The organism is Pseudomonas sp. PP3, from assembly GCF_905336995.1.
GTDB classification, from domain to species: Bacteria; Pseudomonadota; Gammaproteobacteria; order Pseudomonadales; family Pseudomonadaceae; genus Aquipseudomonas; species Aquipseudomonas reinekei.
Map to the genome: position 1 here is coordinate 3,958,865 of NZ_HG995459.1, position 22,867 is coordinate 3,981,731.

The following is a 22,867-nucleotide window of genomic DNA, read 5'->3' on the forward strand; positions in this document are numbered from 1 at the left end:
ATTTTGCCCCTTATCAAAGGTGTTGCAGTTTGGACGATTCACTACAGACGCCCGAAGAGCTACAGCAAGAAATCCAGTCATTGACTGATGAGGTTGCGGCAGCTTTTTTAAAAACAATCAATAATCGCCCATGCGAAGCGTGTGGTGTGGATGATTGGTTTACGATTCCCGACATGAAGGTTGCCGGCTGGGAAGAACCGCTTTCTCGGGGCGTGCTCAACCCTGTCTTTGTCATAAGCTGCAAGAATTGCGGAAATTTGCGATCGTTTGCGTGGGCTCGAATTCAGTACTTTATGAAATATGAGTATCCGAAACATGGCGAATGACAAACCGTTTTGGTTTCAGGGCGTTCATGAGGGTAGGACTGATGACAGAACGGTTGAAGATGCCCATACTAAAATCATGAACGACATTACTCGTGAAGAACTCAACGCCAGACTCGATAATCAGCAGCTGAAGGTTGATGCGCGCCTTAAGGAATTTGAAGGAAAGGTCAGCGATGGTCTGATGCAAATGAATCACAGCCTGCAGCTGCTCGACAAGGATCTTGCGGGCGTCAGAGGGTTGAAGGGCACGATAATTCTTAACTCGATCCTTTCAGTGATTGCTATCGTAGGTATCGTCATCGCTGTAATGGCGTATGGCGTTGCTAACTTCGATTCAGGACGTGACACCTCCGCCGCTCTTCAAGACATGAAGCAGCAGTCGGCCGAGACAAGGTTGCTGCTTGAGCAAATCAAGGCGCAGCAGGCCTTAAAGTAGCAAGTTCAGAAATTCGATTGCCCGGCCTATCGCCGGGCTTTTTATTGCCTGTCAGAAAGGCGCAGGCTCTTCCTCAGGCTCGAACACCTCCACCGGTCGATCCTCCACCGCACTCGCCTCCCACTTCAACGTCACAGACTCATCGTCGTTGAACGTCATGTCTATGCCGTCTGTTTCTGACAGTAACCCCATCACCTCCTCCCACTCCCGCTCGCCATCCGTATCCAGTCGATGGATTGTCACCCAGCGCTGAACCTGCGCAACTGGGTGATTGATCATCGAAGACACGCGCAATCCAAGCCGCTCTATCCCGCTCATTTCAGCCCGTTCTATATGCCTCTCTTGTTTTTTCGCCTTCGCCATTCCAAAGCTCCAAATACTGGTTATCCATACAGCTAAAGCAAAGCTTATCTCAGCGCTCTAAAAATTCCTATCCCAAAAAAAGCTTCCTGATAAGGCAAAATATTAAAAAATAAGGCATTAGCTATTTACACATATTAGGCATTAGCTTATCTTCTGTTCAACGCCAAACAACAAGAAGGCGCCAGGGCCTCAACAGACCCGCCGCTCTTTAACAGTCTGGAATCTTCGCGGATCGATCCCCGGAAACGGGCACAGCGCGAAACACAAACTTCGATCTCCATGCAGGCTCTGGAACCTGCCGGACTCCCCTTATGGGAGTACGCCAAACCATGCAAGCCAGCCGGCGAAGAACACCGAACACGAAATGTGTGACGCCGGCCAGGTGGGGAAACCGCGGCGCCGCGCATGGAATGGGAAACAGATTTCACTGGCTGGCCTTGGCGACAGGGCTAGACGGGAAATCACAGGTGGCCACTGCCTGCCCAGTGAGCGAACGATAGGAGCTACCGCCATGAAGGAATAACCCACCGTTGCCGAGCAACAGTCTCCCCAGCCACTAAAGTGCTGGGCGCTTTGACCGACGAGAGAATATCGGTTCCGGAGAGCGCGCCTTGTCAGCGCCCCGCAGCGGGCATAGCCCACAGGATCTGCTGGTGACATCAGCGCCGGACAAGTAACCGGCACATCCTCCCGACACCACCCGCATGCACTCCCCTCCGCGCCCAACGGCAACCAGCGGAAAGGAAGAGTGCAGCCGAGTTTTGTTGGATTACCACCGCCACTCTGGAGGCGACCATGAACGCAGCACTGAAACTCAATCAGGCCGTGTACGACGCGCAGCTACCTCCGCCGGTGAGCGAGTCGGACCAGCAACAGGAATGGCTGGAAGGCGCCGCCGAACAACTGGTGTGCGGAACTGACGTGACGTGGAAACGGCGGCTTGGCCCAGCGCAGAAGGTGACCTCGGCGCAGTACGCCGAGCACCTGCAGCTGTATTTGAACCAGCGGCAGATCGACGGCCTCGATGACCGCGACTCGTTCGCCAAGCTGGTGCTGAGTACGGTTGTCGGAAGCGGCAGTGATTGCCGCACCCACGCGAAATACCTGTTGGGGAGTGAGCGACTGGTCGAACGGCTTGAGGAAATCGCCGCCGACCTACTCCGCCCGCACGCCGCCGACGCGGCCGCCGCCCAGCGTGAAAAGGCCGAAGACGATTTGGATGGTGATCTATGAGCCCTCACATCCTTATCGATGAAGCGCTGGATGGCCTCTCGCATCCGGACAGCCCGCCCGGTAACAGCATTCTGGTTCAGCAAATCATCACCAACCTGATGACGGACCAGTTGATCACCCTCGAAGAATTCAGCCACTACTGCCAGCGCCTGCTGAAGCATTGCAGGCAGCGCAAGGAGTTCGCATGAGCACGCCACCGGTGAAAACTCTGATCGACGAGCAGATCGACGACATCGAGCGCAAGATCGCATTGCTCGCCTTCGGCCTCCCCTTCAATGAGGTGATCGGCCGCAAGCCTGAGGAGTTAGTCGCCAGCCTCCGGCAGCGCCTGTCGGTGACCATGAAGGGCGGAAGAATCGCTGTGAGGGCTCGGTCGTGAGCTTTCACGAAGACAGCGTGGCCGATGGTAGCCACTGCATGAGCTGTAGCCAGCTCATAGGCGAGGATGTCGGATATCCACGGGCTTGCAGAAACTGCGGCGGCGAAGGCAGCGAGCCGAACCCTGAAGGACATAAAAAGCGCATGAAGGCTGAGGCCATGCAGCGCTTTGACGTCTGGCTGGCTCGTACTGGCCTCGCCCACAAGCGACACAACAACGGCTATCACGTCGTGTTGACGCTTCCGGACAGTCGAATGATCGATTGCTGGCCAAGCACGAAAAAGTGGCAGCTCCGAGGGCAGCGCATGAGCCGTGACGGCAAGGCGCTGCATGAACTGGTGTTACAGCAGCTGAGGCCGTGGCTATGAACCTCGTTTACTGGACTCTCGTTGTGATTCTGGTTGCCGGCGCAGGCGCTTACGGCGTCGTTCGCGATTCGTCTGGCGTTTGCCAGGCACCGCACTCGACTACCTACCGGGTGTTCAGGTGACCTCCCGACAATGGGCGCGCCGTGTTCTGATCTGGCGCGGCTCGCTGCCTGTCCTCGCTATCTACACCTTCCTGATGTTGCTCAGCGCTCTGGCTGATCGCGTCACAAACTAGATTTTTTCGCCAGGGCCCTAGACAGCTCAAGGATCGTATTTGACGCACTTTGAAAGCTGCCAAACCCAGGGTGCTGTGCTTCGTATATATAACTATCGCGAGCTGTGAGCGCCTTGTGAATCACCTTAATGCCGAGGGATGTTGCGAGATTGATCATTATCTCCTCTAGCGTTTCTCGCTGATTCAGTCCGGTGTTTTTCGTCGTGGCTCCGTAAAACCCACAACTGGGTTTTGGAGCTTCGATGATTTTCGTTTTCGGCACGGTTTGATCCTCCTGATCTTGTCTTCTGAAATATCCCACATCTGACATACAACGCACAGTGCCCTGGATACAGGGGCGCAGGAGAGACTCATGTCCATGAACATGCATATTTGGGAAAAGGTTAGTACGACTGACACCCGATACACGAAAGCGGCCGAAGTAGGTGGTCAAAAGATCACTAGCCTAAACGGCACCGCAATGATCATGAAGGCGACTGAAGTTTTCGGCCCGGTCGGTATCGGATTCGGCTGGTCGATCATTGAAGAGCGCTTCGATGAAGGCTCTGAAATGGTCAGTGGTGAAGGTGACAAGCGCCTGGTGCTGGGCCGCGAGCTAAACCACACCATCAAGATTCGTTTCTGGTTCGAGCTGGACGGGAAGCGCGGCGAGATCGAACAGTACGGCTGCACGCGCTACCTCTACAAATCGAAGTATGGCACCACTACCGACGGCGAGGCGCCTAAAAAGTCGCTGACCGACGCCATCAAGAAATCCCTGTCGATGCTCGGCTTCAGTGCCGACGTTTTTCTCGGCATGTTCGACGATCACACCTATGTCGAGCAGCTCAAGGAAGAACAGGCGATTGAACTGGCAGTGGACAAGGACGCTGAGATCTTGCGTCAGAAGCAGGAACGACTGGACTGGCTCAACTCGGCCGTAGAAACGATGGGCAAAGCCGTGACCAGTCATGAACTGAAAATGCTGAACGTCAAATACATCCGAGAGGCGACCCGCCGCAACGAGCCGACGTTTATCGCCCGAATCACCCGCGCCTTCGAAGAGCGCAAAGCGGCTCTTGAGCCCGGCAAGGAGAATGCAGCATGACCCAGCTCTACGCACTGACTGGCAAGCTCGCCGAACTTCAGGGAATGGCAGACACCGATGATGAGGGTCTGAAAGAGGCCCTGCAGCACGCAATGAACGAGATCCAGGGCGAGTTCGAGGTGAAAGCCGACAGCATCGTCATGCTGCGCCGCAACATTGAAAGCGACGTGACGGCCATCGACACGGAGATTGAGCGACTGACCGAGCTCAAGCGTATCAAGTCCAACAGCGTTGCGCAGATCAGCGATTACCTGCGCCGGAACATGGAAGCCGCCAACCTCAAGTCGATCAAGCGCCCACTGTTCACCATCACCTTGGCCCAGGGCAAGGAGAAAGTCATCGTCGACAACGAGGAAGCGGTGCCCGACGAACTGACATCCGTGAAAACCAGCATTGCCCCGGACAAGAACGCGATCGCCGCCAAGTTCAAGGAAATTCGCGAGCACAACGAAGCCGTGCGCAAGCGGATGGCCGCCGGCGAAGACGCAGAACACGAACTGCTCGAAGAACCTGCCTACGCGCATTTGGAGCGCGGCGACAGTTCGATCAGGATCAAGTGAGGCCAGCATGATCAGCAACCACCTCAACTTCGTCGAGCAGCACCGACCGGACGCCGAGTCGATCGCTGAGCAAATCGCTCAGTACCTGGTCGCCGGCGGGCGGATTGATCAACTGAAAAGCCCGCCGCGCTATCCACTTCCACCGCCACGCTCGAAAAAAATAGACCCTGAAACGGTCCTCAAGCGGCGGCCGAAGCCGATATCGGCGGCCGAACGCAAGGCGCTACGCAAAATGGCGGTCACACTATGAAGTCGAAACGCAAACCCAACAACGGTTTCGCCCGGGCTGAACGCAGCTGCCGGGCACTGCTGCGCACCAACCACGTCGCGGTAGTGAACATCGACCCCAGCGGCAGCCAGATCATGGCTAACTGGAAGAACTGCCGGCAGATCCGCAGCCTTGCGATAGCCAATGCACTATTCGACTTCTCCTACCACTGGACGATCTACATCGCCGCCATGTGTCGCGACGAGCGCGGTGGCGAGTACATCATGTCGGTGGAGATATCGCCGGAGGGCATCTACAAGGTAGAGCGCCTGACGGATGCGATCGAGCATTACTACCTGGAGCTGCGAGACAGCTGCAACCCCAACCATTTGGTTGCGTCAGGCTGGATTGCGGTTCCAGCCGAGGTAACGCTCGAAGAAGCTCAGGCTGCGAAGCTGTTCAACACCGCCGGAGCCTGGCATCAGGTGAAGGTTGCGGCATGAAACGGATGATCAAACAGGTGCGCCAGCGCCGACGACAGACATGGCTGGATCTACCGGCCCACGGAATTGAAGAGGCAGGAAATGGCCAAAAGCAATGCACAATTGCAGAAGGACAAGCGCGCCAAGGAGAAAGCCCTGTTGGACCGGATCGGCGCCGAGAAACGCACGCTGATTGTGCCGAAAGCGCTCGCTGATGCACTTGAAGTGCTGGGCGAGCGACACGACTTCGAGGAGTGGCAGGAGACGGTGTCTACCTTGTTGATCAACCTTGCCGGCGCAACGGCCTATGAGTCCGGACGATTCGCCAACATGTCGCGACCTGAAATTGTTGTCACCGAAAAGTGGTCGCGACAACTTGAAGAATTCGTACAGCAATCAAGTTAAAAAGCGTATAAGACGGAAACCAAGAGGAGTTGTAAGCCTGGTCAAAATAGCTTCTCTCTCTAGGGTGTCTTCGAAACCGTTATTAAATGCAAAGCCGCGACGACACAAATCACCCCACACGTTTTCGTAAAAATCATATTCTTTCTCAAACGCAGGAAAAGCAGCGGCTGCTATGCTGTGCATTCGCCCTTTACTTCCCGTAATAGGAAACTCCATTCCTCTATCGATGAACCATTTTTCAGGATTGTGAAATACATGCAAAAGCTGAATATGAGCAGTAGTGCATGAGTCCACAAACCCTAGAAACATTGGGCTATAGTCCCCCGCCGAATTGTCGGGGGTCGCAGCGTTTTTGATAGCATTTTTCAATGCTTCTATTTTTTCGGACTCATGATTCCGCAATGCAATACTACAGCTTTGAGCAACAGTGCTTATAAACACCTCATTTTCACGCAATGCCTCTTCAGTCACCACGCCACTTTCAATTAGCTCATTTAAGACTTCGCCGATCTGAATAATAATTTCATTTCGCCGCTTACTTAATGGTGACTCAAGGACGGAGTTAAATACTTCCACCAGTGGGCTACCCACAACAGGTATCGAACTTAACCCTATTCGTGCCAGACGATGAATTTTTTCGCTGTCAGTCTCAAAATCTGGATCAACGCCACTCAGATCCACTCTTTTCATTTTTTGCGACTCCCCTGGCTGCATTCCTAGCCGAACACAAATACCCCACTTCAACGAATCACGCCAGCCGGCGAGAGCCCGTATTAACCGCCCTTGAAGGTCTGTATTAACTTGAGAGCATCACTGATCGACATCATTCCAGCGACTATCGCTAACAACAACAAACAGCTTATTGAAAGAACCACAGTTGTCGTCACACTTTCAAATTTAAGTTGAACGCTAGCAACCAACCAAACAACACAAACCAACTGCAGTATCAATGCGACAGGTAAACACTTAGCCCCAAACGAAGGGTAAGAAACCTGACCAAACACTATCACCGTTAGAACGATAACAGACACTACGATTGGGATTACCAACCATATAGCCTTCATCGGCGCGGAAATATAGTTTGACAAGTCCATCCCGTTATTTTTGAATAAGTCGTGAATTTCCTGCGGAGACCCCTCCAATCCCCTTACTTTCATGGCTTTTGCTTCCTAGCCGCGTCGAGAATTCGCTTCACATCATCCTTGGCGCCTGCATCTGTCCAAGCACTTGAGTCCTCGCCCTTAATCAAGAACATGGAGTCACCTTCAAGAACCATATTGGTTCCTGAAAAAACGATTCCCTGGGCATCTCCGAATGACTTAATCCCAAAAGAGGTAAGCGCTTCCGACATTGTCTTCGCAGTAGGCAACACATCATCTGCACTACCTTTTCTTGAAAATGACAACTTAACGATACCGCCGCCATCTTTAACAAGAATCACCGAGGATTTTAATGAAACTCCTGGAAGCAAATAGTGCGAGAAGTGCCGCCTGAAATTGCTGACGTATTTACTCGCTAGATCCTTATCTTTCATAACCCCTCCGATGCATAGGCTGAGAATTTTATACGTTTCCCCTTCAAAAGGTAGTGCTATGAACTTAAGAATTTATCTGTCAGGCCCCATGACCGGCCTGCCCGGCCTCAACTTCCCAGCGTTCGCCGCGATGACCGCCAGCCTGCGCGCCGGCGGCCACGTCGTCACCAACCCCGCGGAACTGAACCCTGACGGCGGTTCCTGGAACGACTGCATGCGCCGCGACATTGCCGCCCTGATGGACTGCGACACGGTGGCCACGCTCCCGGGCTGGGAGCATTCAAAGGGCGCCCGCCTCGAAGTGCACATCGCCGGCGCGCTCGGAATGACGGTTGTAGATGCCCATGATCTGGTATCGATGGAGATTGCAGGATGAGCACTCAATGGAAACTGGTGCCGGTCGAACCGACTGAAACCATGGTCAGCAACGGTTTTGAGTCGGAACCAAACGAGTGCTTCACCGATGAGGAAGTATGGGAGCAGTACCAAGATATGAGCGGCTGCCAGCAAGCGGCGTTCCGCGCGAAACTGTGCTGGGCGGCCATGCTCGGCTCCGCCCCTGCTCCGGACACAATTACCGCCGCGTCGAAAGAATCTTCCGGCGTGGATTTCGGTATCGACGGACGTTCGGTTCGGGTATCCCAGGAGGCCTACGGAATCTTTCTGGCGCGTGAGGCGTCCGCTCGTGAAAAGATCGAGGCCCTGCAACAGCGCCTGAATGAGGCGGATCAGCGGATTGATGAGTTGACCGGTGCAGCCTCGCGAGCGGCTGCTGACGTTATCGCTGAGCGCCAGCGCCAGATAATGGCAGAGGGACACAACCCGGAGCGTGATGACTGTTACAGCTTCGGCGAGCTCGCTCTGGCTGCAGCCGGATACGCTGCCAGCGCAGGCGGCGCGCGCTCAATCGGGCGTCAGCTGTTCCGCTGGGACAACGTCCACTGGAAACCATCGACTCCACGCCGTGATCTGGTGAAGGCCGGCGCCCTGATCCTCGCCGAAATCGAGCGTATCGACCGCGCGGCAATCACCAACTTCCCGCTGTAACTCCCTCCCCCTTCAAAGTCAGCCGCTATAGCGGCAAGGACGAAGTCATGCCTGAACAAAAGCCAATCATCATGTTCGACGCTCCGGAAGCGGCGAGCCTCAAAACGGTAACCGGTTGGGTTTCCGCTGACGGTCGATTTTTCGGCGCCGACGAAAACCTTGCCCGCTACTGCGGTGCCACCCACCGCCGCTGCGACGTGAATCCTGACCACGATATCTACGAAGTGAACAGATACTGCAAAGCGTGCCATCACGCCCGGCGCCAAGCGAAATTCGCGACGATGCCAGTCAAGGAATGGGCCGGCGAACCTCTGGTCATTTTCGACGGTGATCGGTACTTCTTCGATGAAGACAACCTGCGCGACTACCTGATTGACAGCGAAATCGATTTGGCTGACCTGCAGCTCTGCATCTGTGAGCCGAACTATCCAAGTGAAATCGATCCGGCCGACCACTTCTGCGATGACTTGCCGGAGGACGGCGAGATCAACGATGACCAGTTGCTTGCGGCATTCGATCTGCTGAACGAGATGATCCGCCAGTCTCAGCCGCTGTCGTGGTCAGAGGGGGAGTTTGCCGCACGGCTCCCACAATCTCTCATCGACGAGATCACAGAAGCGAGGGCCGCCGCATGATCCTGAAAGTAATGGCTTTCAGCGCCTGCATCTGGGGCGCCATCATCCTCTCTGTCGCAGCGGTGGCCACATGATCATCCCATTAGCAGCGCCGCTCTACATGCTCTGGCTCATCTACAAGGGGCCGTGGCGATGAGTGATGCACCGATTGAACCGCAAGAATACCTGTACGGCGTGAAGGTCGTGCAGATCGAGGACATCCGGGTGGCTCGCGGCATGACCCGGCGCCCTGCTTCCTCCTGCCGGCACAAGCAGCTCGTCTATGACGAAAAAGAGCGGCGCGTCTGGTGCAGCGATTGCGAGGCGGAGGTCGAGCCATTCGACGCGTTCACCAACCTGGTTGAAAAGTTCAGCGCCGCGGCATCCCGAATTAATCGCCGCTCGGCGGAGCTGGCTGAAGCTGAGAAGTTCCAGATCCGCAGCCGCGCCGCCAAGGTGATGGACGAAGCCTGGCGCAGCACGAAGATGGCACCGCTCTGCCCGCACTGCAATACCGCCATTCTGCCGGAGGACGTTGCCGGCGGCGTGGCAAGCACATCGAAAGCACTGGTTGCCGCCGCACGAAAACGAAACTCAACCCCGAAGTAACCCCTCTTCCACCTACCAGCCTGCCGGTGAACGGCGGGCGGAGCTATGCACGTATGACCAGACAAGCCGTGAAAGATGTTCTCGACGAAATGACCAAGGAGGACCTGGTGGCCTGGATCAGAAGCCACCACTTCTCGCGTCCCAAACGAAGCGATGTTCTGTATCTGCGCTGGGAGAGGCAGTCGGCCGAGGTGCTCGAGGAAATGCAAAAAGAAAACCGCGAACTCGATGGAGTGGATTTCAAAGAGCGCGACCGACTTGCTGTCAGGTTTAACGAATCGAAGGATCCAGAAGAGAAGTTGCGGCTGATCAAGCTGATTGAGCCTTATGACAAGGCCATGTCAGACCACATTAAACGGTCTCAGGCCATCGACAGAAAAAGCAAAAAGGTCGAAGCCCTGTATGAACAGATCGACATTGAGCGCCAGAAAGAAAGCGGGCGCCGATCCGCATAACCCATCACCACCTTCTGCCGCCACGCGCGGCATGGAGCATCATCATGGCAAAAGTCATTGCCCAGATTACGGTAAGGCTCCCTCGCCTGATGGAGGTGAGTGAGTACAGGAAGTTGCGTTACGCCGGCGGCAAGCCGAGTGTGCAACAGTTGAAAAAATGGATTGAGGAAGGCGAAGTGATTGGAGAGGTAAAGGGCGGTATGTACTTCGTGGACCTGCAGGCAGCCGTGATTGGATCGAACGATCCGTTGCTCGCCAAGATGTTGGAGGTGGGCTGATGGCTCCCCCGCGCGCCAGGACAGTGAAAAACAGGGATCTTCCAGCGAATCTGTACCCGAACGGGAAGTACTGGCAGTACAAAAACCCGATCACAGGCAAGAAGACCAGCATCAATAAGCCAATGGCCGAGGCCATCAAGCTGGCGAACGCCGCCAACGCCAAGCTGCTTCCGCTGCTGGCTGACGACGGCTCACTGCTCTCCATGATCACCGGTGACGCTGCACCAAAGTTCACTCGCTGCCTGGAGCGCTTCGAAGATGAATGGCTGATCACCAAGACCTACGCGGCGAGCACGCTGAAGGAAATCAAATTCAAGTTGGCCCGGTACCGCGAGGACCTGGGTGATTTGATGATGGGGCAACTGGATGTGCTGACTGTCGCGGACTACCTGGATGGTTTCGAGAACAACGCCTACACGAAGCACCGTGGGCTGCTGGTCCAGGTGTTCGCGTTCGCGGTGGCCAAGGGTCTGTGCGAGCGCAACTCCGCTGAGCTGACCCTGGTCAAAAAGGAGGCCGAGAAGAAGCGCCAGCGCCATACCGTTGAGGGGCTGAACACGATTCTGGATTACGTGGGGACGCCGATCTGGCTGAAACGCGCCATTCGGCTGGGGTTGCTGAGTCTTCAGCGGCGGGAGGATATCGTGGTGTGGCCGAAATCGGCCGTTGACCTCGAGCAGAACACCATCAAGGTATCGCCCGGGAAGACGCAAAACTACGGGAAGCCCGTTCACCTGGAGATCGTCATGGGCCAGGCGCTGCGGGAGGTAGTGCTGGAGTGCATGAAGTCGCCGGTTGTCTGCCCGTACCTGATCCACTACTCGCCGAAGGCGCGCAAGCGGAGCCAGCTGGACGCCAAGCTACACTGGAATGCGGTGACAGCGGATTACCTGACCAAGTCATTCGCCCAGGCGCGAGACGATTCACACGCTTACGACGACGTCCCGGCCGGCGAGCGCCCCACCTTTCACGAGATCCGCGCTCTCGGAGCCTGGCTGTACGAGCAGCAGGGTTTCGAGCAGGAATATATCCAAGGCTTGATGGGGCACGCTGACGTGAAGATGACCGAGCACTATCAGGCAGGGCACGGTGATGATGCGGTGGTTTATATGAAGGTGAAAGCCGACCTGAAGGTGTAGCGCGGTGGTCGTTTGCCCAGAATATTCCCAAAGTTTGCCCAAAGGCAGAAAGCAAAAAGGGGTCACCGTTTCCGGTGACCCCTCTAGACCGCCCAGCAGAGCGGATTTTGTTTGGTAGGCGCGATTGGACTCGAACCAACGACCCCCACCATGTCAAGGTGGTGCTCTAACCAACTGAGCTACGTGCCTGCTGTGAGGCGGCATTCTACGGAATTCCGGAGGGGTGTCAACACCTTTTTTCGCGCTAACCCTATGAATATGCAAAATATTTAATTTCGCTGTGGCAAAGAAGATTTTCCGGTGGCTGGCGGTGGTTTTTTAACTCGGGTAGGATCGCTGCACTCGTAAAATATATTAAACAGAGGCTGCAGGATGGCGAACACCCCCTACCCAGAGTCCTACTACGCCGCATCGGCCAATGCGGTTCCACCGCGCCCGGCGTTGCAGGATGACGTTGAGACTGATGTCTGTGTAATCGGCGCCGGTTATACCGGGCTGTCCTCTGCCCTGTTTTTGCTGGAGAACGGTTTCAAGGTCACGGTGCTGGAAGCCGCCAAGGTTGGTTTCGGCGCGTCCGGGCGCAACGGCGGCCAGATCGTTAACAGTTATAGCCGCGATATCGACGTGATCGAGCGCAGTGTCGGCCCCAGGCAGGCGCAGTTGCTCGGGCAGATGGCGTTTGAGGGCGGGCGGATTATTCGTGAGCGGGTTGCCAAATATAATATCCAGTGCGATTTGAAGGACGGCGGCGTCTTCGCCGCCATCACCGCCAAGCAGTTGGGCCATCTGGAGTCTCAGAAGCGTCTGTGGGAACGTTTCGGTCACACACAACTGGAGTTGATGGATCAGCGACGCATTCGTGATGTGGTGGCCTGTGATCAGTATGTCGGCGGCATGCTCGACATGAGCGGCGGTCACATACACCCGCTGAACCTGGCGCTGGGCGAAGCAGCGGCTGTGGAGTCGCTGGGTGGTGTCATTTATGAGCAATCGCCGGCTGTGCGCATTGAGCGCGGCGCGAATCCGGTGGTGCACACGCCACAGGGCAAGGTCCGGGCAAAATTCATCATCGTGGCGGGCAACGCGTATCTGGGTAATCTGGTGCCGGAACTGGCAGCCAAGTCGATGCCTTGTGGCACACAGGTCATCACCACCGAGCCCTTGGGTGACGCGTTGGCGAAAAGCCTGTTGCCTCAGGACTACTGCGTCGAGGACTGCAACTATTTGCTCGACTACTACCGCCTGAGCGGCGACAAGCGTCTGATTTTCGGCGGTGGCGTGGTGTATGGCGCGCGCGATCCGGCGAACATCGAGGCGATTATCCGCCCGAAAATGCTCAAGGCTTTCCCGCAGCTTAAGGATGTGAAGATCGATTACGCCTGGACCGGCAATTTCCTGCTGACACTGTCGCGTCTGCCGCAAGTCGGGCGTCTGGGCGACAACATCTACTACTCCCAGGGTTGCAGCGGCCATGGCGTGACGTACACGCATCTGGCAGGCAAGGTCCTGGCCGAAGCGTTGCGTGGTCAGGCGGAGCGATTCGACGCGTTTGCCGACCTGCCCCACTACCCGTTCCCAGGTGGGCAATTGCTGCGCACACCGTTTGCGGCATTGGGGGCCTGGTATTACGGGTTGCGGGACAAGTTCGGGTACTAAGCCGCACGCAATACATTGCGGGAGCGAGCCTGCTCGCGATATCGGTCTGGCAGCCAACGGCTATGTTGGATGTTCCGGCCTCATCGCGAGCAAGCTCGCTCCCGCAGGGTTTGCAGCTAAAGTCGATCCCGCGCTATACCGCTTCGAATGCGCAAGATGTCAGCCAGTACCGCAAGCGCAATCTCCGGCGGCGTCTTGCTGCCCAGGTTCAAGCCGATCGGCGCATGAATCCGCGCCAGTTCGGCATCGCCCAAGCCACCAATACGCCGCAACCGCTCGAAGCGTTTTTGCGAAGTCTGCAGCGAGCCCATCACGCCGATGTAGAACGCCTCGGTGCGCACCGCTTCCATCATTGCCAAATCGTCGATGCGCGGATCGTGGGTCAGCGCCACCACTGCGGTGTCGCTGTGGCAACCACCCTCAGCGATGAACACTGAGGGCAACTGACGACGAATCTCCACGTTGTCCAACTCGACGCCTACCAGCACTTCGTCTCGCGGATCGCAAAGAATCACTTCGAACCCCAGGCCCACGGCAAACTCCGCACAAGCCTGCGCCACGCTGGAATATCCGGCCAGCAACAAACGCTGGGCCGCACCGATGCGCAGTCGGACCCGGTCTATCTCACGCTCAACCCGCACACCCTGCTCGCGATCATCGAACAGACTGCGCGCACCGCTGGACAGGTCCACTTCACGGATCAACCGACGTCGACCCAACAGCGCCGACTCCAGCTCCCGCAAGTGCGCCTGGACGTCGCAATCAGACTCAAGCTTTTCCACCAGCACGTCGAGTACGCCGCCACAGGGCAGGCTCACCCGCGAGCGCGGATCGTCGCCTTCGCCGTAGCGCACAACGTTGACGGATTCCTCAAACGCGCCTTCGGCGACGCGCTCTAGAAAATCTTCTTCGACGCAGCCGCCGGACAGCGAACCGATCCACTGGCCATCAGCGTTCACCGCCAACAGGGAGCCCGGCGCACGAGGCGCCGAGCCGTAGGTGGCGAGCACCGTGCACAGCCAGACGCGCTGCCCGGCCGTAGACCACTCAAGCGCCCGCCGCACCACTTGCAGATCGAGATGCTGCATGTCAGTGGGCCTTGTGCTCGAGCGGCGGCGCTTCGGCCCGCAGCTTCTGCACGTCGCTCACGGCCAGATCCGTCGGCTGACCACCCCAACCCTGACGCAGGTAGTTCAGCAGATCCGTGAGTTGCGCATCGCTGAGTTTCTCGACGAACCCCGGCATCGGTTGCATGTGCTCGAACCCGGAAAACTTCTGCTCGCCGATACCGTCGTCAATCACCCGCACCAGGTTGCGCGGGTCTTCCAGACGCAGCGTCGTGTTGCCACGCATGGCCACGGCGATGTGCGGTTTGCCTTCGCCATCGACCGCGTGGCAACCAGCGCAGACGTTCAGATAATCCTGGCGACCACGCTGGGCGCTGGCACTGAGTTTTTCCAGCGGCACGTCGGTCAGCACTTTCGCCGCTGGCGGTTGATCGCCGAGCAGGAAGGTGGCCATGGCGGCCAGATCCGGATCGGTGAGTCCCTGAGTGCTGTTGTGGAACACCGGGAACATCTCGTTGAACATCGTGCCCTGGGCGCTCATGCCGTGCTTGAGGAACGAGCTCAGGTCCTGATGATTCCAGCCACGGGCTGCCAGGTCAGTGGCCAGCAGGCTTGGCGCCAGATAGCCGTTGAGGATGCCACCGGTCATGCGCTTGTCCATCTGCATCGCACCGGGCAAGCCGCGTGGTGTGTGGCACTCGCCGCAGTGGCCGAGCACGTCGACCATGTACTGGCCGCGCTTCCAGGCTTCGCTTTTGCCTTCGGCGGATTCGAGCTTCACGTCCTTGCCGTACATCATGTTCCAGCCGATCAGGCCCGGACGCACGTTGAACGGAAAAGTCAGGCTGGTGACCGGCGCGGCGCGCTCGATCGGCGCGACAGTTTTCAGGTAGGCATGAATCGCATCGGAATCCGCACGCGGAATCAGGTGATACGAGGTGTACGGCATCGCCGGATACAGGTTCGCGCCATCGCGACGCTTGCCTTCAGTCAACGCAGCGAAGAACTCGTCATCGTTGTACAAACCGATGCCGTGCTCTTTGCTCGGGGTGATGTTGGTGCCATAGATCGTGCCGAACGGCGAGACGATCGGCAGGCCGCCCGCATATGGCGCGCCACCCGGTGCGGTGTGGCACGCCATGCAGTCGGCGGCGCGGGCGAGGTATTCGCCTTGCTTGACCTGCGCCTCGTCGGCGTGGGCCAGCAACACAGGCGCAGCCAGACCGACCGCCAGTGCCAGGCGGGAAAGTAAATGCTTCATGCTTAACCCTCCTTGACCAGGCCGAGATCGGTCAGCACGTTGCGCGTGGCGCTGTAGTAGCGCACATAGCCGGTGCAGCGGCAGATGTGATGGCCGAGGCTGTCCTCGATGACTTTTTCCAGTTGGCTTTTGACGATGGGCTGACGCTGCAGCTTCTCCACCAGCACTGTCGCGGCATTGACGAAACCGGGTGCGCAGTAGCTGCACTGGAACGCGAACTCGTCGACGAAGCGCTGCTGGATCGGGTTCAGTTCAGTGACTTTGCCCTGCTCATCGCGGGTCGCGTGGCCTTCGATGGTCCGCACCTTTTTACCTTCGAAATAGTGCGCGCCGGTGATGCAGGTGCGCACTTCTTCGCTGGTGCCGTCCGGGTTGTCGACGATCACCACGCAGGCGTGGCAGATGCCCTGGCCGCAGCCCAGGCGCGAACCGGTGAGGTTCTTGTATTCGTGCAGGTAGTCGATCATCGGCAGGTCATCAGGGATGTCCACCGGGCCGACGGATTGACCGTTGAGGGTCAGTTGAAGCGGACGGTTAGCCATTGAGGGCCTCCTTGATGCGTGCAGAAGTGATAGGCAGGTCGCGGACACGTTTGCCGATGGCATGGGCCACGGCGTTACCGATGGCACCGACCACCGGGATCATCACCACTTCGGCGATGCCTTTGGACGGATCGCTTGGCGACAGTGGCGGCAAGATCTCCGCAGTCTGTTTCCATACCGCAACGTGGCGCGCCATCGGCAAGCGGTAACGGTTGAAGTTCCAGTCACCCTCCCCCGGCCCGCCTTCGTACAGCGGCATTTCTTCCATCAACGCGTGGCCGATGCCCATGGCGATACCGCCTTCGAGTTGCCCCTTGACCAGTTCCGGCACCAGCACCCGACCGCACTCGACCCACGAGTGATGGTTGAGTACCGACACTTCGTTCGAACCCTTGTTGACCTTCACTTCCACCAGCGTCGCCACCGGGCTGTAGTAAGTCACCGCCGCGTTATTCAACTGGGTCGCCGGGTAGGCGATGTTCTGTCGATCGAGCAGGTGGAAACCGGCGCTGTTCATCTGCGCCTTCTTCGCCTTCGGTGCACCGTCGCCGTACTTCACTGCCAGGCCATCGAGCGGCAGACGCTCACGCACGCCATCGATGCTGTACTCGGCCTCGGCCCAGCTCCAGCGGTTGAAGCCGTGAACCGTGGCGCCCGTCACCAGACCGCGCTCGTGGGCTCGCTTGGCCAGCACTGCAAATGGCAAAGGCTCCATGCCGTTGGCGGTGAGCTTTCCGTCCACCCAATGGGCGTCTTCGCGGCGCACCACGTAAGGGTTGGCCTGGCCGCCAAAAGGGCCTTGTCGCCAGATCTCCAGCGCCGCCGGCCACAAGCCGTGGTTGAACAGCACGCGTGCCGCTTCGCGGGTGGCGTGGCTGAAGTAGTACGCCGAGTTGGTCGCGGACGAGGCCGAAGCAACCTTGCCGACCCAACGCGGGTTGCGCAGGAAGTTGTCCTGCTCGGCCTGGCTCATGATGTACGGGTTGCCGCCGCTGATCAGCTGCAACTCTTGCCATTCGGTCTCGCCGGTCTTCACTTCGTGCGCCGGGTTGCCGAGGAAGTCAGCCACCACCATCGCTTGGGAAGTGGACATGCCGGTGCCGATTTCGATGCCGATGTGGCGCAGGGTGATGCGGCCGTCAACGGTGTATTCGATGCTCGCCATTGGCGCTTCGGAACCGGTGCCGAAGTCTTTCTGGCAGATGGCGAAACCGACGCCGTACCAGTTATCCGGGTCGGCGGCTTCGCGTTGTTGCTTGATCGCGGCGCGGTTTTTCCAGACTTCGTGGACGGCGGCTTTGTCGAGAATTTCGTGCAGGCGCAAGGCACCGGCAGGCACCGCACCCTGAGTGTTTTTCATTCCCGAGCGCAGGGCATTTTTGCGGCGCAGTTCGATGGCATCGACACCGAGGCGATCGGCGATTTCGTCGACCATCATTTCGGTGGACGCCATGCTCTGCAGGGTGCCGTAGCCACGCATCGACCCGGCTTCCACCGCGCGCGAGTGATAGGCCGTGACCTGCAAATCGTTCTGCGGCATGTAGTAGATCGACTGCGCCGCCGTGGCGCCAACCGCTGCCACGGACGGGCTGTAGTTGACCCGTCCACCGCCGTCGACGCTCATTTCGGCGCGGAAAATCTTGAAGCTGTGATCGGTCTTGTCCACGGCCAGTTGGTAGCGGATATCGAACGGGTGACGCTTGATGCCGCTCTGGAATTGCTCGTAGCGGTCGTTGGCCAGACGCACGGGCACACCGGCGCCATACAACGCCGCGAGGGCGGCGTAGTAGACGAAAATGTTGTGGTCCTTTGAGCCGTAGCCGACGGTGTAGCCTGGGTGCATGTTCAGGTTGGCCAGGCCGAAACGCGACGGCGCGATCATCTTCGCGGTCTCGGTTGCGGTTTCCAGCGGGCACTGTGTCGCAACGACAAAATGCAGGGTCTTGGTGGCCGGGTCGTACCAACCGTTGCCGTTGTCCGGTTCCATCGCGGCCGGTTCGATCGACGGTGTCTTGTAGCGCTCGTCAAATACCAGCCAGTTGTCCGGCGGCGTGTCGATTTGCTGCTTCATGCGCTCGGCGTAGAACAGCCCGCGCTCGGTCAGGTTGCCGTGCAGGTTCGGCTGGGAATTCCACACCGGGCGACGGTTTTTCAGCATCGGGAACAGGATCGAATCCTTGAGGCTGGCGAATTCATCCTCGTCAGCCGAGGTCGCGCCGCCGACGCGTACATAGCGGAAGCTGCCGTACGGATCACCTTCGTAGAACGGCGCTTTCTCGCCGTAGCGGATTGCTTTGTCATTGAACTTGAGTTTGGCCTTGGCCTGGCGGAAACGCTCGAAGTCGTTCCAGATCAGGATCGCCACCGGGTGGCCGATGAACATCGGCACCTTGCCGGCCGGCAGCAGCGGATCAGGCGCATGCTCTTCAGGGAAGACGATACCGTCCTTGACCAAATCTTCGGCGGTGACGATGCGGTCCGGTTGCAGTTCGGCACCGAGCCACGACAGGTCGTAGCCGTCATAAATGCGGTCGGCCTTGATGGTTTTCAGCAGCATGGCGTGGCCTTGCTGCTGCGGCCAGCCCGGCATGTCCTTGGCGCGGATGTCGCGGGCAAACACCTTGCTGCCGCAGACCTTGGACAAGGCATCGTTACGGGCGCGGGCCTTGCCGTTGTTGCCGAGCCATTGCTCGGACGGCACGGTCACGCTGTTTTCCATCAAGGCTGCCAGCGCCTGGCTGCTCAAGGGTGTGAGCGTCACGCTCACACCCGCTACCAGCCCGCCCTGAAGGAACGAGCGCCGGGATATATCACGGTTGGACATGGATCATCCTCTGGGCGGTTATGGGTCCGCCCTTCTGGTTATGTACTGGGAATCTCGAGTCTTGCAGAAGCCCTTTTTGACGATGCAAAGGGCTGTGTTGACAGTGCAAAGCTGACCGAAAGGTTAACTTTAAAGGTTTATGCGCTCACGGAAAACAAAAAACTGACCAAGGAATCAAAAAACCGCGGCTTTTCGACGCAGCAGATCAATGAACAAACCCAACTCCCGACTGATGTGCTCACCCTTGCGCAACAGCAGCCCGAACGGTGCCAGTTGCACATCCAGCTCCACCGGCAGCGCCACCACCAGCCCCATTTTCAGGTAGTCGCGCAACGCGGTTTCCGACAGCACCATGATGGCGTCCGTCAACTGGATCAGTTGCTGCATCGAATACACCGAGCTGCATTCGATGATGTCTGCCGGCAACGGCAGTGCCCGGCGCTGCAAGGCTTGATCCAGGCCGATACGCGCCGGGCTGGTTTCCGGTTGCAGGATCCACGGCCAACCGTTGACCAGTTCTGCCATTTCCAGCTTCTTGCGCCGGGCCAGCGGGTGGCCGGCGTGCACCACCACCAGCAACCGTTCGTTGCCCAGTTGCTCAAAGACGTAATGCTCGCTGTCGGTGGCGGCATTGCGCCGGGCGATGGCGAGGTCGATGCGGCCCTGCTCCAGCAACTGGATCACCTGGTCGCTGGTGTCGCCCATGATGCGAATCCGCAGCTGGGGGTTGAGTGACTTGATTTCGGCAATCGAATCCATGACCAGATCCGGCGCTGCGCCCATGATGGTACCAATCGACAGATAGCCATAACCGCCCTGCTGCCGCGCCATCAGGTCCTCGGCGCAACGGTCGAGGCCGCTGAGGGCCGACTCGGCAAAACGGATCAACTCCTGGCCCAAGGCCGTCGGTTGCATGCCACGAGGCAAACGCTCGAACAGGTCGCAAGCAAACATGTCTTCAATTTCATGCAGCATGCGGGTTGCCGCCGGTTGCGACATGTTCAGGCTTTGCGAGGCGCGGTGCAGGTTCTGGCTGGTGCTGAGCGTCACCAGCATGTGCAGATGCTTGTAGCGCAAGCGGTTGAGCAGGCTGCGAGAGAGGGTCGGCGTGGTCATGACGGGCCTTTTTTATCGATACCCTGAGGGTATCAGTTGTGAGCTAGATTCGATTTGTAACGCATCGATCAGCGGCCGTACAGTCTTCCCCATAAGAACAAATGCCCTACCAAAGGAAAACTGCGATGACGACTCTACCTGCGCCTCTGCTCGCCAAAATTTCCTGGCGGCTGCTGCCATTTCTCCTGTTGATGTACATCATGGCCTTCCTCGACCGCGCCAACGTCGGGTTCGCCAAGCAAGCCTTCCAAGCCGATACCAATATCAGTGATGCCGCGTTCGCCTTTGGCGCCGGGGTGTTTTTCGTCGGTTACGCGCTGCTCGAAGTGCCGAGCAACCTGATCCTGCACCGCGTCGGCGCCCGTCTGTGGATGTGCCGGATCATGGTCACCTGGGGCCTCGTCTCCGCGGCCATGGTCTTCGCCCACAACGAAACCACCTTCTACGTCCTGCGCTTCTTGCTTGGCGTGGCGGAAGCCGGATTTTTCCCCGGCGTCATCCTTTACCTCACCTACTGGTTCCCCAGCGCCGTGCGCGGCAAGGCCATGGGTTTCTTCTACTTCGGTGCACCGCTGGCCTTCATCTTCGGCAGTCCGTTGTCCGGCCTGCTGCTGGAACTGGACGGCTTTGCCGGGTTCCACGGCTGGCAATGGCTGTTCGCCGTCGAAGGCTTGATGGCGACGGCGGTGGGCATCTGGGCCTACTGGTATCTGGACAACCGTCCGGCCGATGCCAAGTGGCTGACCGTCGAGGAACGCCAGCAAGTGCAAAGCCTGCTCGATCAGGAAGACAGCCACAAACAGAACCACGGCCGCAGCCTGCTCAATGTCATTTGCCAGCCTTCGGTGCTGTATCTGTGCCTGATCTACCTGCTGATCCAGGCCAGCGTCTACGGCGTGGTGTTTTACCTGCCGACCCAAGTCGGTGGGCTGCTCGGCACCAAGGTCGGGTTGATGGTCGGGCTGGTCACGGCGATCCCATGGATCTGCGCCTTGATCGCCGCCTACCTGATTCCTGGTTACAGCGACCGAACCGGTGAACGCCGCCGCACCGCGTGCCTGACTTTGCTCATGGCCGCCGCCGGGATCGCCTGCTCGGTGACCTTCAGCAACCCGCTGCTGGGCATCCTTGCCCTGTGCTTCGCCGCATCCGGTTTCATCGCCGTGCAACCGGTGTTCTGGACCTTCCCCTCCAGCTACCTCGCCGGCAGCGCCGCTGCGGCCGGTATCGCCCTGATCAACTCGTTCGGCGCCCTCGGCGGCTTCATCGCCCCGGTGCTGAAGAACTGGGCCGAAGGCGCCTTCCATTCCCCAGCAGCAGGCTTGTACGTGCTTGCCGCTACCACCGTCATCGCCGCGTTGCTGGTGCTGGGCGTACGTGCGCCCGGGCATAAAGCCTCGAACAAACCGGCCACCGTTTAAACCTGACCGCCGTTAAAAAAAGGAGTCACACCATGGGCATTCCAACCATCAAACACGTGCGCGCTTTCACCCTGCGTGGCGGCGGCGCGGATTATCACGATCAGGCGGACGGCCACTGGATCGACGATCACATCGCCACGCCAATGAGCAAATACCCCGAGTACCGCCAGAGCCGCCGCACCTTCGGCATCAACGTGCTCGGCACCCTGGTGGTAGAGATAGAAGCCAGCGACGGCACCATTGGTTTTGCGGTAACCACCGGCGGTGAACCTGCGGCGTACATCGTCGAGAAACACCTGGCGCGCTTCCTCGAAGGCGCTCGCGTCACCGACATCGAGAAGATCTGGGACCAGATGTACCAATCGACCCTGTATTACGGGCGCAAGGGCATCGTGATCAACACCCTCTCCGGCGTCGACCTGGCGCTGTGGGACTTGCTCGGCAAGATCCGCCAGGAACCGGTGCACCAACTGCTCGGCGGTGCGGTGCGCGACGAACTGCAGTTCTACGCCACCGGCGCCCGCCCGGACCTGGCGCAGAAAATGGGTTTCATCGGCGGCAAAATGCCGCTGCACCACGGCCCTGCCGAAGGTGAAGAAGGCCTGCGCAAGAACCTCGAAGAACTGGCGACCATGCGCGAGCGCGTCGGCCCGGACTTCTGGCTGATGCTCGATTGCTGGATGAGCCTGGACCTCAACTACGCCACCAGACTGGCTGTCGGCGCCCACGAACATGGCTTGAAGTGGATCGAGGAAGCCCTGCCGCCGGACGATTACTGGGGCTACGCAGCGCTGCGCAACAACGTGCCCAAAGGCATGCTGGTGACCACTGGCGAACACGAAGCCACGCGCTGGGGCTTCCGCATGCTGTTGGAGATGGGTTGCTGCGACATCATTCAGCCGGATGTCGGCTGGTGCGGTGGCCTCACCGAACTGGTGAAAATCTCGGCCCTGGCCGATGCCCACAACGCCTTGGTCATTCCCCATGGTTCGTCCGTGTACAGCTATCACTTCGTCGCTACCCGGCATAACAGCCCGTTCGCCGAATTCCTGATGATGGCGCCCAAGGCTGACGAAGTGGTGCCGATGTTCCATCCGCAACTGCTCGGCGAACCGGTGCCGGTGAACGGCCGTATGCGCCTGTCGGAACTCGATCAACCCGGTTTCGGCGTAACGCTGAACCCGGAATGCCAACTGCATCGGCCGTATAACCGCTGAGAAAG

At 58.4% G+C, this 22,867-nt stretch carries 30 protein-coding genes and 1 tRNA gene; 21 read left to right on the plus strand and 10 right to left on the minus strand.

Going from position 1 to position 22,867, the window contains the following annotated elements; all coding sequences use genetic code 11:
* Nucleotides 1-29 precede the first annotated feature (29 nt).
* Both KHO07_RS18015 and KHO07_RS18020 read left to right on the plus strand, forming a co-directional pair.
* Nucleotides 30-326, plus strand: coding sequence for a hypothetical protein (locus KHO07_RS18015; protein WP_212625097.1), 297 nt, complete (start codon nt 30-32; stop codon nt 324-326).
* On the plus strand, nt 316-762 hold the full coding sequence (locus KHO07_RS18020) for a hypothetical protein (RefSeq protein WP_212625098.1): 447 nt from the start codon (nt 316-318) through the stop codon (nt 760-762). Before KHO07_RS18015 ends, KHO07_RS18020 begins: the two co-directional genes overlap by 11 nt.
* Before the next feature lie 51 nt (nt 763-813).
* On the opposite strand, the gene KHO07_RS18025 is transcribed toward KHO07_RS18020, so the two are convergent.
* Nucleotides 814-1,125 (minus strand): DUF1654 domain-containing protein, encoded by a 312-nt coding sequence (locus tag KHO07_RS18025; protein WP_212625099.1) that lies wholly within the window; start codon nt 1,123-1,125, stop codon nt 814-816.
* 795 nt (nt 1,126-1,920) lie between these two features.
* On the opposite strand from KHO07_RS18025, the gene KHO07_RS18030 reads away from it, so the two are divergent.
* The 4 genes from KHO07_RS18030 to KHO07_RS29235 are packed head-to-tail and all read left to right on the plus strand — an operon-like array spanning nt 1,921 to nt 3,105.
* Nucleotides 1,921-2,358 (plus strand): hypothetical protein, encoded by a 438-nt coding sequence (locus KHO07_RS18030; protein WP_212625100.1) that lies wholly within the window; start codon nt 1,921-1,923, stop codon nt 2,356-2,358.
* On the plus strand, nt 2,355-2,546 hold the full coding sequence (locus KHO07_RS18035) for a hypothetical protein (protein ID WP_212625101.1): 192 nt from the start codon (nt 2,355-2,357) through the stop codon (nt 2,544-2,546). The genes KHO07_RS18030 and KHO07_RS18035 overlap by 4 nt, the downstream gene beginning before the upstream one ends.
* Nucleotides 2,543-2,737: a hypothetical protein gene (locus KHO07_RS18040; RefSeq protein ID WP_212625102.1), complete on the plus strand. Its 195-nt coding sequence runs from the start codon at nt 2,543-2,545 to the stop codon at nt 2,735-2,737. The genes KHO07_RS18035 and KHO07_RS18040 overlap by 4 nt, the downstream gene beginning before the upstream one ends.
* Nucleotides 2,734-3,105 (plus strand): hypothetical protein, encoded by a 372-nt coding sequence (locus tag KHO07_RS29235; protein ID WP_244858231.1) that lies wholly within the window; start codon nt 2,734-2,736, stop codon nt 3,103-3,105. Before KHO07_RS18040 ends, KHO07_RS29235 begins: the two co-directional genes overlap by 4 nt.
* Nucleotides 3,106-3,329: 224 nt before the next feature.
* Here the strand turns inward: KHO07_RS29235 and KHO07_RS18050 are convergent, their stop codons facing one another.
* Nucleotides 3,330-3,602 (minus strand): hypothetical protein, encoded by a 273-nt coding sequence (locus KHO07_RS18050; protein WP_212625103.1) that lies wholly within the window; start codon nt 3,600-3,602, stop codon nt 3,330-3,332.
* A gap of 90 nt (nt 3,603-3,692) precedes the next feature.
* Here KHO07_RS18050 and KHO07_RS18055 point away from each other — a divergent pair, with 90 nt between their 5' ends.
* The 5 genes from KHO07_RS18055 to KHO07_RS18075 all read left to right on the plus strand — a co-directional run bounded on the left by KHO07_RS18055 (nt 3,693) and on the right by KHO07_RS18075 (nt 6,082).
* Nucleotides 3,693-4,427 (plus strand): hypothetical protein, encoded by a 735-nt coding sequence (locus KHO07_RS18055; RefSeq protein WP_212625104.1) that lies wholly within the window; start codon nt 3,693-3,695, stop codon nt 4,425-4,427.
* Complete coding sequence (locus KHO07_RS18060) at nt 4,424-4,987, plus strand: siphovirus Gp157 family protein (RefSeq protein ID WP_212625105.1); 564 nt, start codon at nt 4,424-4,426, stop codon at nt 4,985-4,987. The genes KHO07_RS18055 and KHO07_RS18060 overlap by 4 nt, the downstream gene beginning before the upstream one ends.
* 7 nt (nt 4,988-4,994) lie before the next feature.
* Nucleotides 4,995-5,237 carry a hypothetical protein gene (locus KHO07_RS18065; protein WP_212625106.1) on the plus strand — a complete coding sequence of 81 codons (243 nt, stop codon included), beginning with the start codon at nt 4,995-4,997 and terminating at the stop codon, nt 5,235-5,237.
* Nucleotides 5,234-5,698 carry a hypothetical protein gene (locus KHO07_RS18070; RefSeq protein WP_212625107.1) on the plus strand — a complete coding sequence of 155 codons (465 nt, stop codon included), beginning with the start codon at nt 5,234-5,236 and terminating at the stop codon, nt 5,696-5,698. Before KHO07_RS18065 ends, KHO07_RS18070 begins: the two co-directional genes overlap by 4 nt.
* Before the next feature lie 81 nt (nt 5,699-5,779).
* The gene (locus KHO07_RS18075; RefSeq protein ID WP_212625108.1) at nt 5,780-6,082 is read left to right on the plus strand and encodes a hypothetical protein; all 303 of its coding nucleotides are present in this window, start codon (nt 5,780-5,782) and stop codon (nt 6,080-6,082) included.
* Here KHO07_RS18075 and KHO07_RS18080 read toward each other — a convergent pair.
* Nucleotides 6,074-6,772 carry a hypothetical protein gene (locus KHO07_RS18080; protein ID WP_212625109.1) on the minus strand — a complete coding sequence of 233 codons (699 nt, stop codon included), beginning with the start codon at nt 6,770-6,772 and terminating at the stop codon, nt 6,074-6,076. The two genes, KHO07_RS18075 and KHO07_RS18080, sit on opposite strands and share 9 nt — an antisense overlap.
* Nucleotides 6,773-7,235: 463 nt before the next feature.
* On the minus strand, nt 7,236-7,616 hold the full coding sequence (locus KHO07_RS18085) for a hypothetical protein (RefSeq protein ID WP_212625110.1): 381 nt from the start codon (nt 7,614-7,616) through the stop codon (nt 7,236-7,238).
* 58 nt (nt 7,617-7,674) lie between these two features.
* Here KHO07_RS18085 and KHO07_RS18090 point away from each other — a divergent pair, with 58 nt between their 5' ends.
* From KHO07_RS18090 to KHO07_RS18120, 7 genes are all read left to right on the plus strand, one after another.
* A complete protein-coding gene (locus tag KHO07_RS18090) occupies nt 7,675-7,992 on the plus strand; it encodes a DUF4406 domain-containing protein (protein ID WP_212625111.1) in 318 nt (105 codons plus the stop codon).
* Nucleotides 7,989-8,663, plus strand: a complete 675-nt coding sequence (locus KHO07_RS18095) for a hypothetical protein (RefSeq protein WP_212625112.1) — start codon at nt 7,989-7,991, stop codon at nt 8,661-8,663. Before KHO07_RS18090 ends, KHO07_RS18095 begins: the two co-directional genes overlap by 4 nt.
* Nucleotides 8,664-8,710: 47 nt before the next feature.
* A complete protein-coding gene (locus tag KHO07_RS18100; RefSeq protein ID WP_212625113.1) occupies nt 8,711-9,298 on the plus strand; it encodes a hypothetical protein in 588 nt (195 codons plus the stop codon).
* Between the two features lie 132 nt (nt 9,299-9,430).
* Nucleotides 9,431-9,886: a hypothetical protein gene (locus KHO07_RS18105; RefSeq protein ID WP_212625114.1), complete on the plus strand. Its 456-nt coding sequence runs from the start codon at nt 9,431-9,433 to the stop codon at nt 9,884-9,886.
* Between the two features lie 53 nt (nt 9,887-9,939).
* A complete protein-coding gene (locus KHO07_RS18110; RefSeq protein WP_212625115.1) occupies nt 9,940-10,341 on the plus strand; it encodes a hypothetical protein in 402 nt (133 codons plus the stop codon).
* 44 nt (nt 10,342-10,385) lie between these two features.
* Nucleotides 10,386-10,619 (plus strand): hypothetical protein, encoded by a 234-nt coding sequence (locus tag KHO07_RS18115; RefSeq protein ID WP_212625116.1) that lies wholly within the window; start codon nt 10,386-10,388, stop codon nt 10,617-10,619.
* Complete coding sequence (locus tag KHO07_RS18120) at nt 10,619-11,758, plus strand: tyrosine-type recombinase/integrase (RefSeq protein WP_212625117.1); 1,140 nt, start codon at nt 10,619-10,621, stop codon at nt 11,756-11,758. Before KHO07_RS18115 ends, KHO07_RS18120 begins: the two co-directional genes overlap by 1 nt.
* Nucleotides 11,759-11,870: 112 nt before the next feature.
* On the opposite strand, the gene KHO07_RS18125 is transcribed toward KHO07_RS18120, so the two are convergent.
* Nucleotides 11,871-11,947 (minus strand) — tRNA-Val (locus tag KHO07_RS18125).
* 183 nt (nt 11,948-12,130) lie between these two features.
* Here KHO07_RS18125 and KHO07_RS18130 point away from each other — a divergent pair.
* Complete coding sequence (locus KHO07_RS18130) at nt 12,131-13,414, plus strand: FAD-binding oxidoreductase (protein ID WP_212625118.1); 1,284 nt, start codon at nt 12,131-12,133, stop codon at nt 13,412-13,414.
* A gap of 116 nt (nt 13,415-13,530) precedes the next feature.
* Here the strand turns inward: KHO07_RS18130 and KHO07_RS18135 are convergent, their stop codons facing one another.
* The 5 genes from KHO07_RS18135 to KHO07_RS18155 form a co-directional block, all read right to left on the minus strand.
* Nucleotides 13,531-14,502 carry an XdhC family protein gene (locus tag KHO07_RS18135; RefSeq protein ID WP_212625119.1) on the minus strand — a complete coding sequence of 324 codons (972 nt, stop codon included), beginning with the start codon at nt 14,500-14,502 and terminating at the stop codon, nt 13,531-13,533.
* A 1-nt stretch (nt 14,503) separates the two neighbouring features.
* The gene (locus KHO07_RS18140) at nt 14,504-15,742 is read right to left on the minus strand and encodes a cytochrome c (RefSeq protein WP_212625120.1); all 1,239 of its coding nucleotides are present in this window, start codon (nt 15,740-15,742) and stop codon (nt 14,504-14,506) included.
* A gap of 2 nt (nt 15,743-15,744) precedes the next feature.
* Nucleotides 15,745-16,284, minus strand: coding sequence for a (2Fe-2S)-binding protein (locus KHO07_RS18145; protein ID WP_007982256.1), 540 nt, complete (start codon nt 16,282-16,284; stop codon nt 15,745-15,747).
* A complete protein-coding gene (locus KHO07_RS18150) occupies nt 16,277-19,108 on the minus strand; it encodes a xanthine dehydrogenase family protein molybdopterin-binding subunit (protein ID WP_212625121.1) in 2,832 nt (943 codons plus the stop codon). Before KHO07_RS18150 ends, KHO07_RS18145 begins: the two co-directional genes overlap by 8 nt.
* A gap of 174 nt (nt 19,109-19,282) precedes the next feature.
* The gene (locus tag KHO07_RS18155) at nt 19,283-20,224 is read right to left on the minus strand and encodes a LysR family transcriptional regulator (protein WP_212625122.1); all 942 of its coding nucleotides are present in this window, start codon (nt 20,222-20,224) and stop codon (nt 19,283-19,285) included.
* A 125-nt stretch (nt 20,225-20,349) separates the two neighbouring features.
* Here KHO07_RS18155 and KHO07_RS18160 point away from each other — a divergent pair, with 125 nt between their 5' ends.
* Both KHO07_RS18160 and rhmD read left to right on the plus strand, forming a co-directional pair.
* Nucleotides 20,350-21,645, plus strand: a complete 1,296-nt coding sequence (locus KHO07_RS18160) for an MFS transporter (protein WP_150733393.1) — start codon at nt 20,350-20,352, stop codon at nt 21,643-21,645.
* Nucleotides 21,646-21,677: 32 nt separating this feature from the next.
* On the plus strand, nt 21,678-22,862 hold the full coding sequence (rhmD, locus tag KHO07_RS18165; protein ID WP_212625123.1) for an L-rhamnonate dehydratase: 1,185 nt from the start codon (nt 21,678-21,680) through the stop codon (nt 22,860-22,862).
* Nucleotides 22,863-22,867 lie beyond the last annotated feature (5 nt).

Bases quoted from the DNA above. Each gene is read 5' to 3' on its own strand.
- KHO07_RS18090 (WP_212625111.1), top strand. From the start codon at position 7,675: ATGAACTTAAGAATTTATCTGTCAGGCCCCATGACCGGCCTGCCCGGC.
- KHO07_RS18075 (WP_212625108.1), top strand. From the start codon at position 5,780: ATGGCCAAAAGCAATGCACAATTGCAGAAGGACAAGCGCGCCAAGGAG.
- KHO07_RS18060 (WP_212625105.1), top strand. From the start codon at position 4,424: ATGACCCAGCTCTACGCACTGACTGGCAAGCTCGCCGAACTTCAGGGA.
- KHO07_RS18130 (WP_212625118.1), top strand. From the start codon at position 12,131: ATGGCGAACACCCCCTACCCAGAGTCCTACTACGCCGCATCGGCCAAT.
- KHO07_RS18120 (WP_212625117.1), top strand. From the start codon at position 10,619: ATGGCTCCCCCGCGCGCCAGGACAGTGAAAAACAGGGATCTTCCAGCG.
- KHO07_RS18040 (WP_212625102.1), top strand. From the start codon at position 2,543: ATGAGCACGCCACCGGTGAAAACTCTGATCGACGAGCAGATCGACGAC.
- KHO07_RS18095 (WP_212625112.1), top strand. From the start codon at position 7,989: ATGAGCACTCAATGGAAACTGGTGCCGGTCGAACCGACTGAAACCATG.
- KHO07_RS18155 (WP_212625122.1), bottom strand. From the start codon at position 20,224: ATGACCACGCCGACCCTCTCTCGCAGCCTGCTCAACCGCTTGCGCTAC.
- KHO07_RS18135 (WP_212625119.1), bottom strand. From the start codon at position 14,502: ATGCAGCATCTCGATCTGCAAGTGGTGCGGCGGGCGCTTGAGTGGTCT.
- KHO07_RS18115 (WP_212625116.1), top strand. From the start codon at position 10,386: ATGGCAAAAGTCATTGCCCAGATTACGGTAAGGCTCCCTCGCCTGATG.
- KHO07_RS18110 (WP_212625115.1), top strand. From the start codon at position 9,940: ATGACCAGACAAGCCGTGAAAGATGTTCTCGACGAAATGACCAAGGAG.
- KHO07_RS18100 (WP_212625113.1), top strand. From the start codon at position 8,711: ATGCCTGAACAAAAGCCAATCATCATGTTCGACGCTCCGGAAGCGGCG.
- KHO07_RS18085 (WP_212625110.1), bottom strand. From the start codon at position 7,616: ATGAAAGATAAGGATCTAGCGAGTAAATACGTCAGCAATTTCAGGCGG.
- KHO07_RS18160 (WP_150733393.1), top strand. From the start codon at position 20,350: ATGACGACTCTACCTGCGCCTCTGCTCGCCAAAATTTCCTGGCGGCTG.
- KHO07_RS18150 (WP_212625121.1), bottom strand. From the start codon at position 19,108: ATGTCCAACCGTGATATATCCCGGCGCTCGTTCCTTCAGGGCGGGCTG.
- KHO07_RS18145 (WP_007982256.1), bottom strand. From the start codon at position 16,284: ATGGCTAACCGTCCGCTTCAACTGACCCTCAACGGTCAATCCGTCGGC.
- KHO07_RS18035 (WP_212625101.1), top strand. From the start codon at position 2,355: ATGAGCCCTCACATCCTTATCGATGAAGCGCTGGATGGCCTCTCGCAT.
- KHO07_RS18025 (WP_212625099.1), bottom strand. From the start codon at position 1,125: ATGGCGAAGGCGAAAAAACAAGAGAGGCATATAGAACGGGCTGAAATG.
- KHO07_RS18140 (WP_212625120.1), bottom strand. From the start codon at position 15,742: ATGAAGCATTTACTTTCCCGCCTGGCACTGGCGGTCGGTCTGGCTGCG.
- KHO07_RS18020 (WP_212625098.1), top strand. From the start codon at position 316: ATGGCGAATGACAAACCGTTTTGGTTTCAGGGCGTTCATGAGGGTAGG.
- KHO07_RS18070 (WP_212625107.1), top strand. From the start codon at position 5,234: ATGAAGTCGAAACGCAAACCCAACAACGGTTTCGCCCGGGCTGAACGC.
- KHO07_RS18030 (WP_212625100.1), top strand. From the start codon at position 1,921: ATGAACGCAGCACTGAAACTCAATCAGGCCGTGTACGACGCGCAGCTA.
- KHO07_RS18055 (WP_212625104.1), top strand. From the start codon at position 3,693: ATGTCCATGAACATGCATATTTGGGAAAAGGTTAGTACGACTGACACC.
- KHO07_RS18105 (WP_212625114.1), top strand. From the start codon at position 9,431: ATGAGTGATGCACCGATTGAACCGCAAGAATACCTGTACGGCGTGAAG.
- KHO07_RS18080 (WP_212625109.1), bottom strand. From the start codon at position 6,772: ATGAAAAGAGTGGATCTGAGTGGCGTTGATCCAGATTTTGAGACTGAC.
- rhmD (WP_212625123.1), top strand. From the start codon at position 21,678: ATGGGCATTCCAACCATCAAACACGTGCGCGCTTTCACCCTGCGTGGC.
- KHO07_RS18065 (WP_212625106.1), top strand. From the start codon at position 4,995: ATGATCAGCAACCACCTCAACTTCGTCGAGCAGCACCGACCGGACGCC.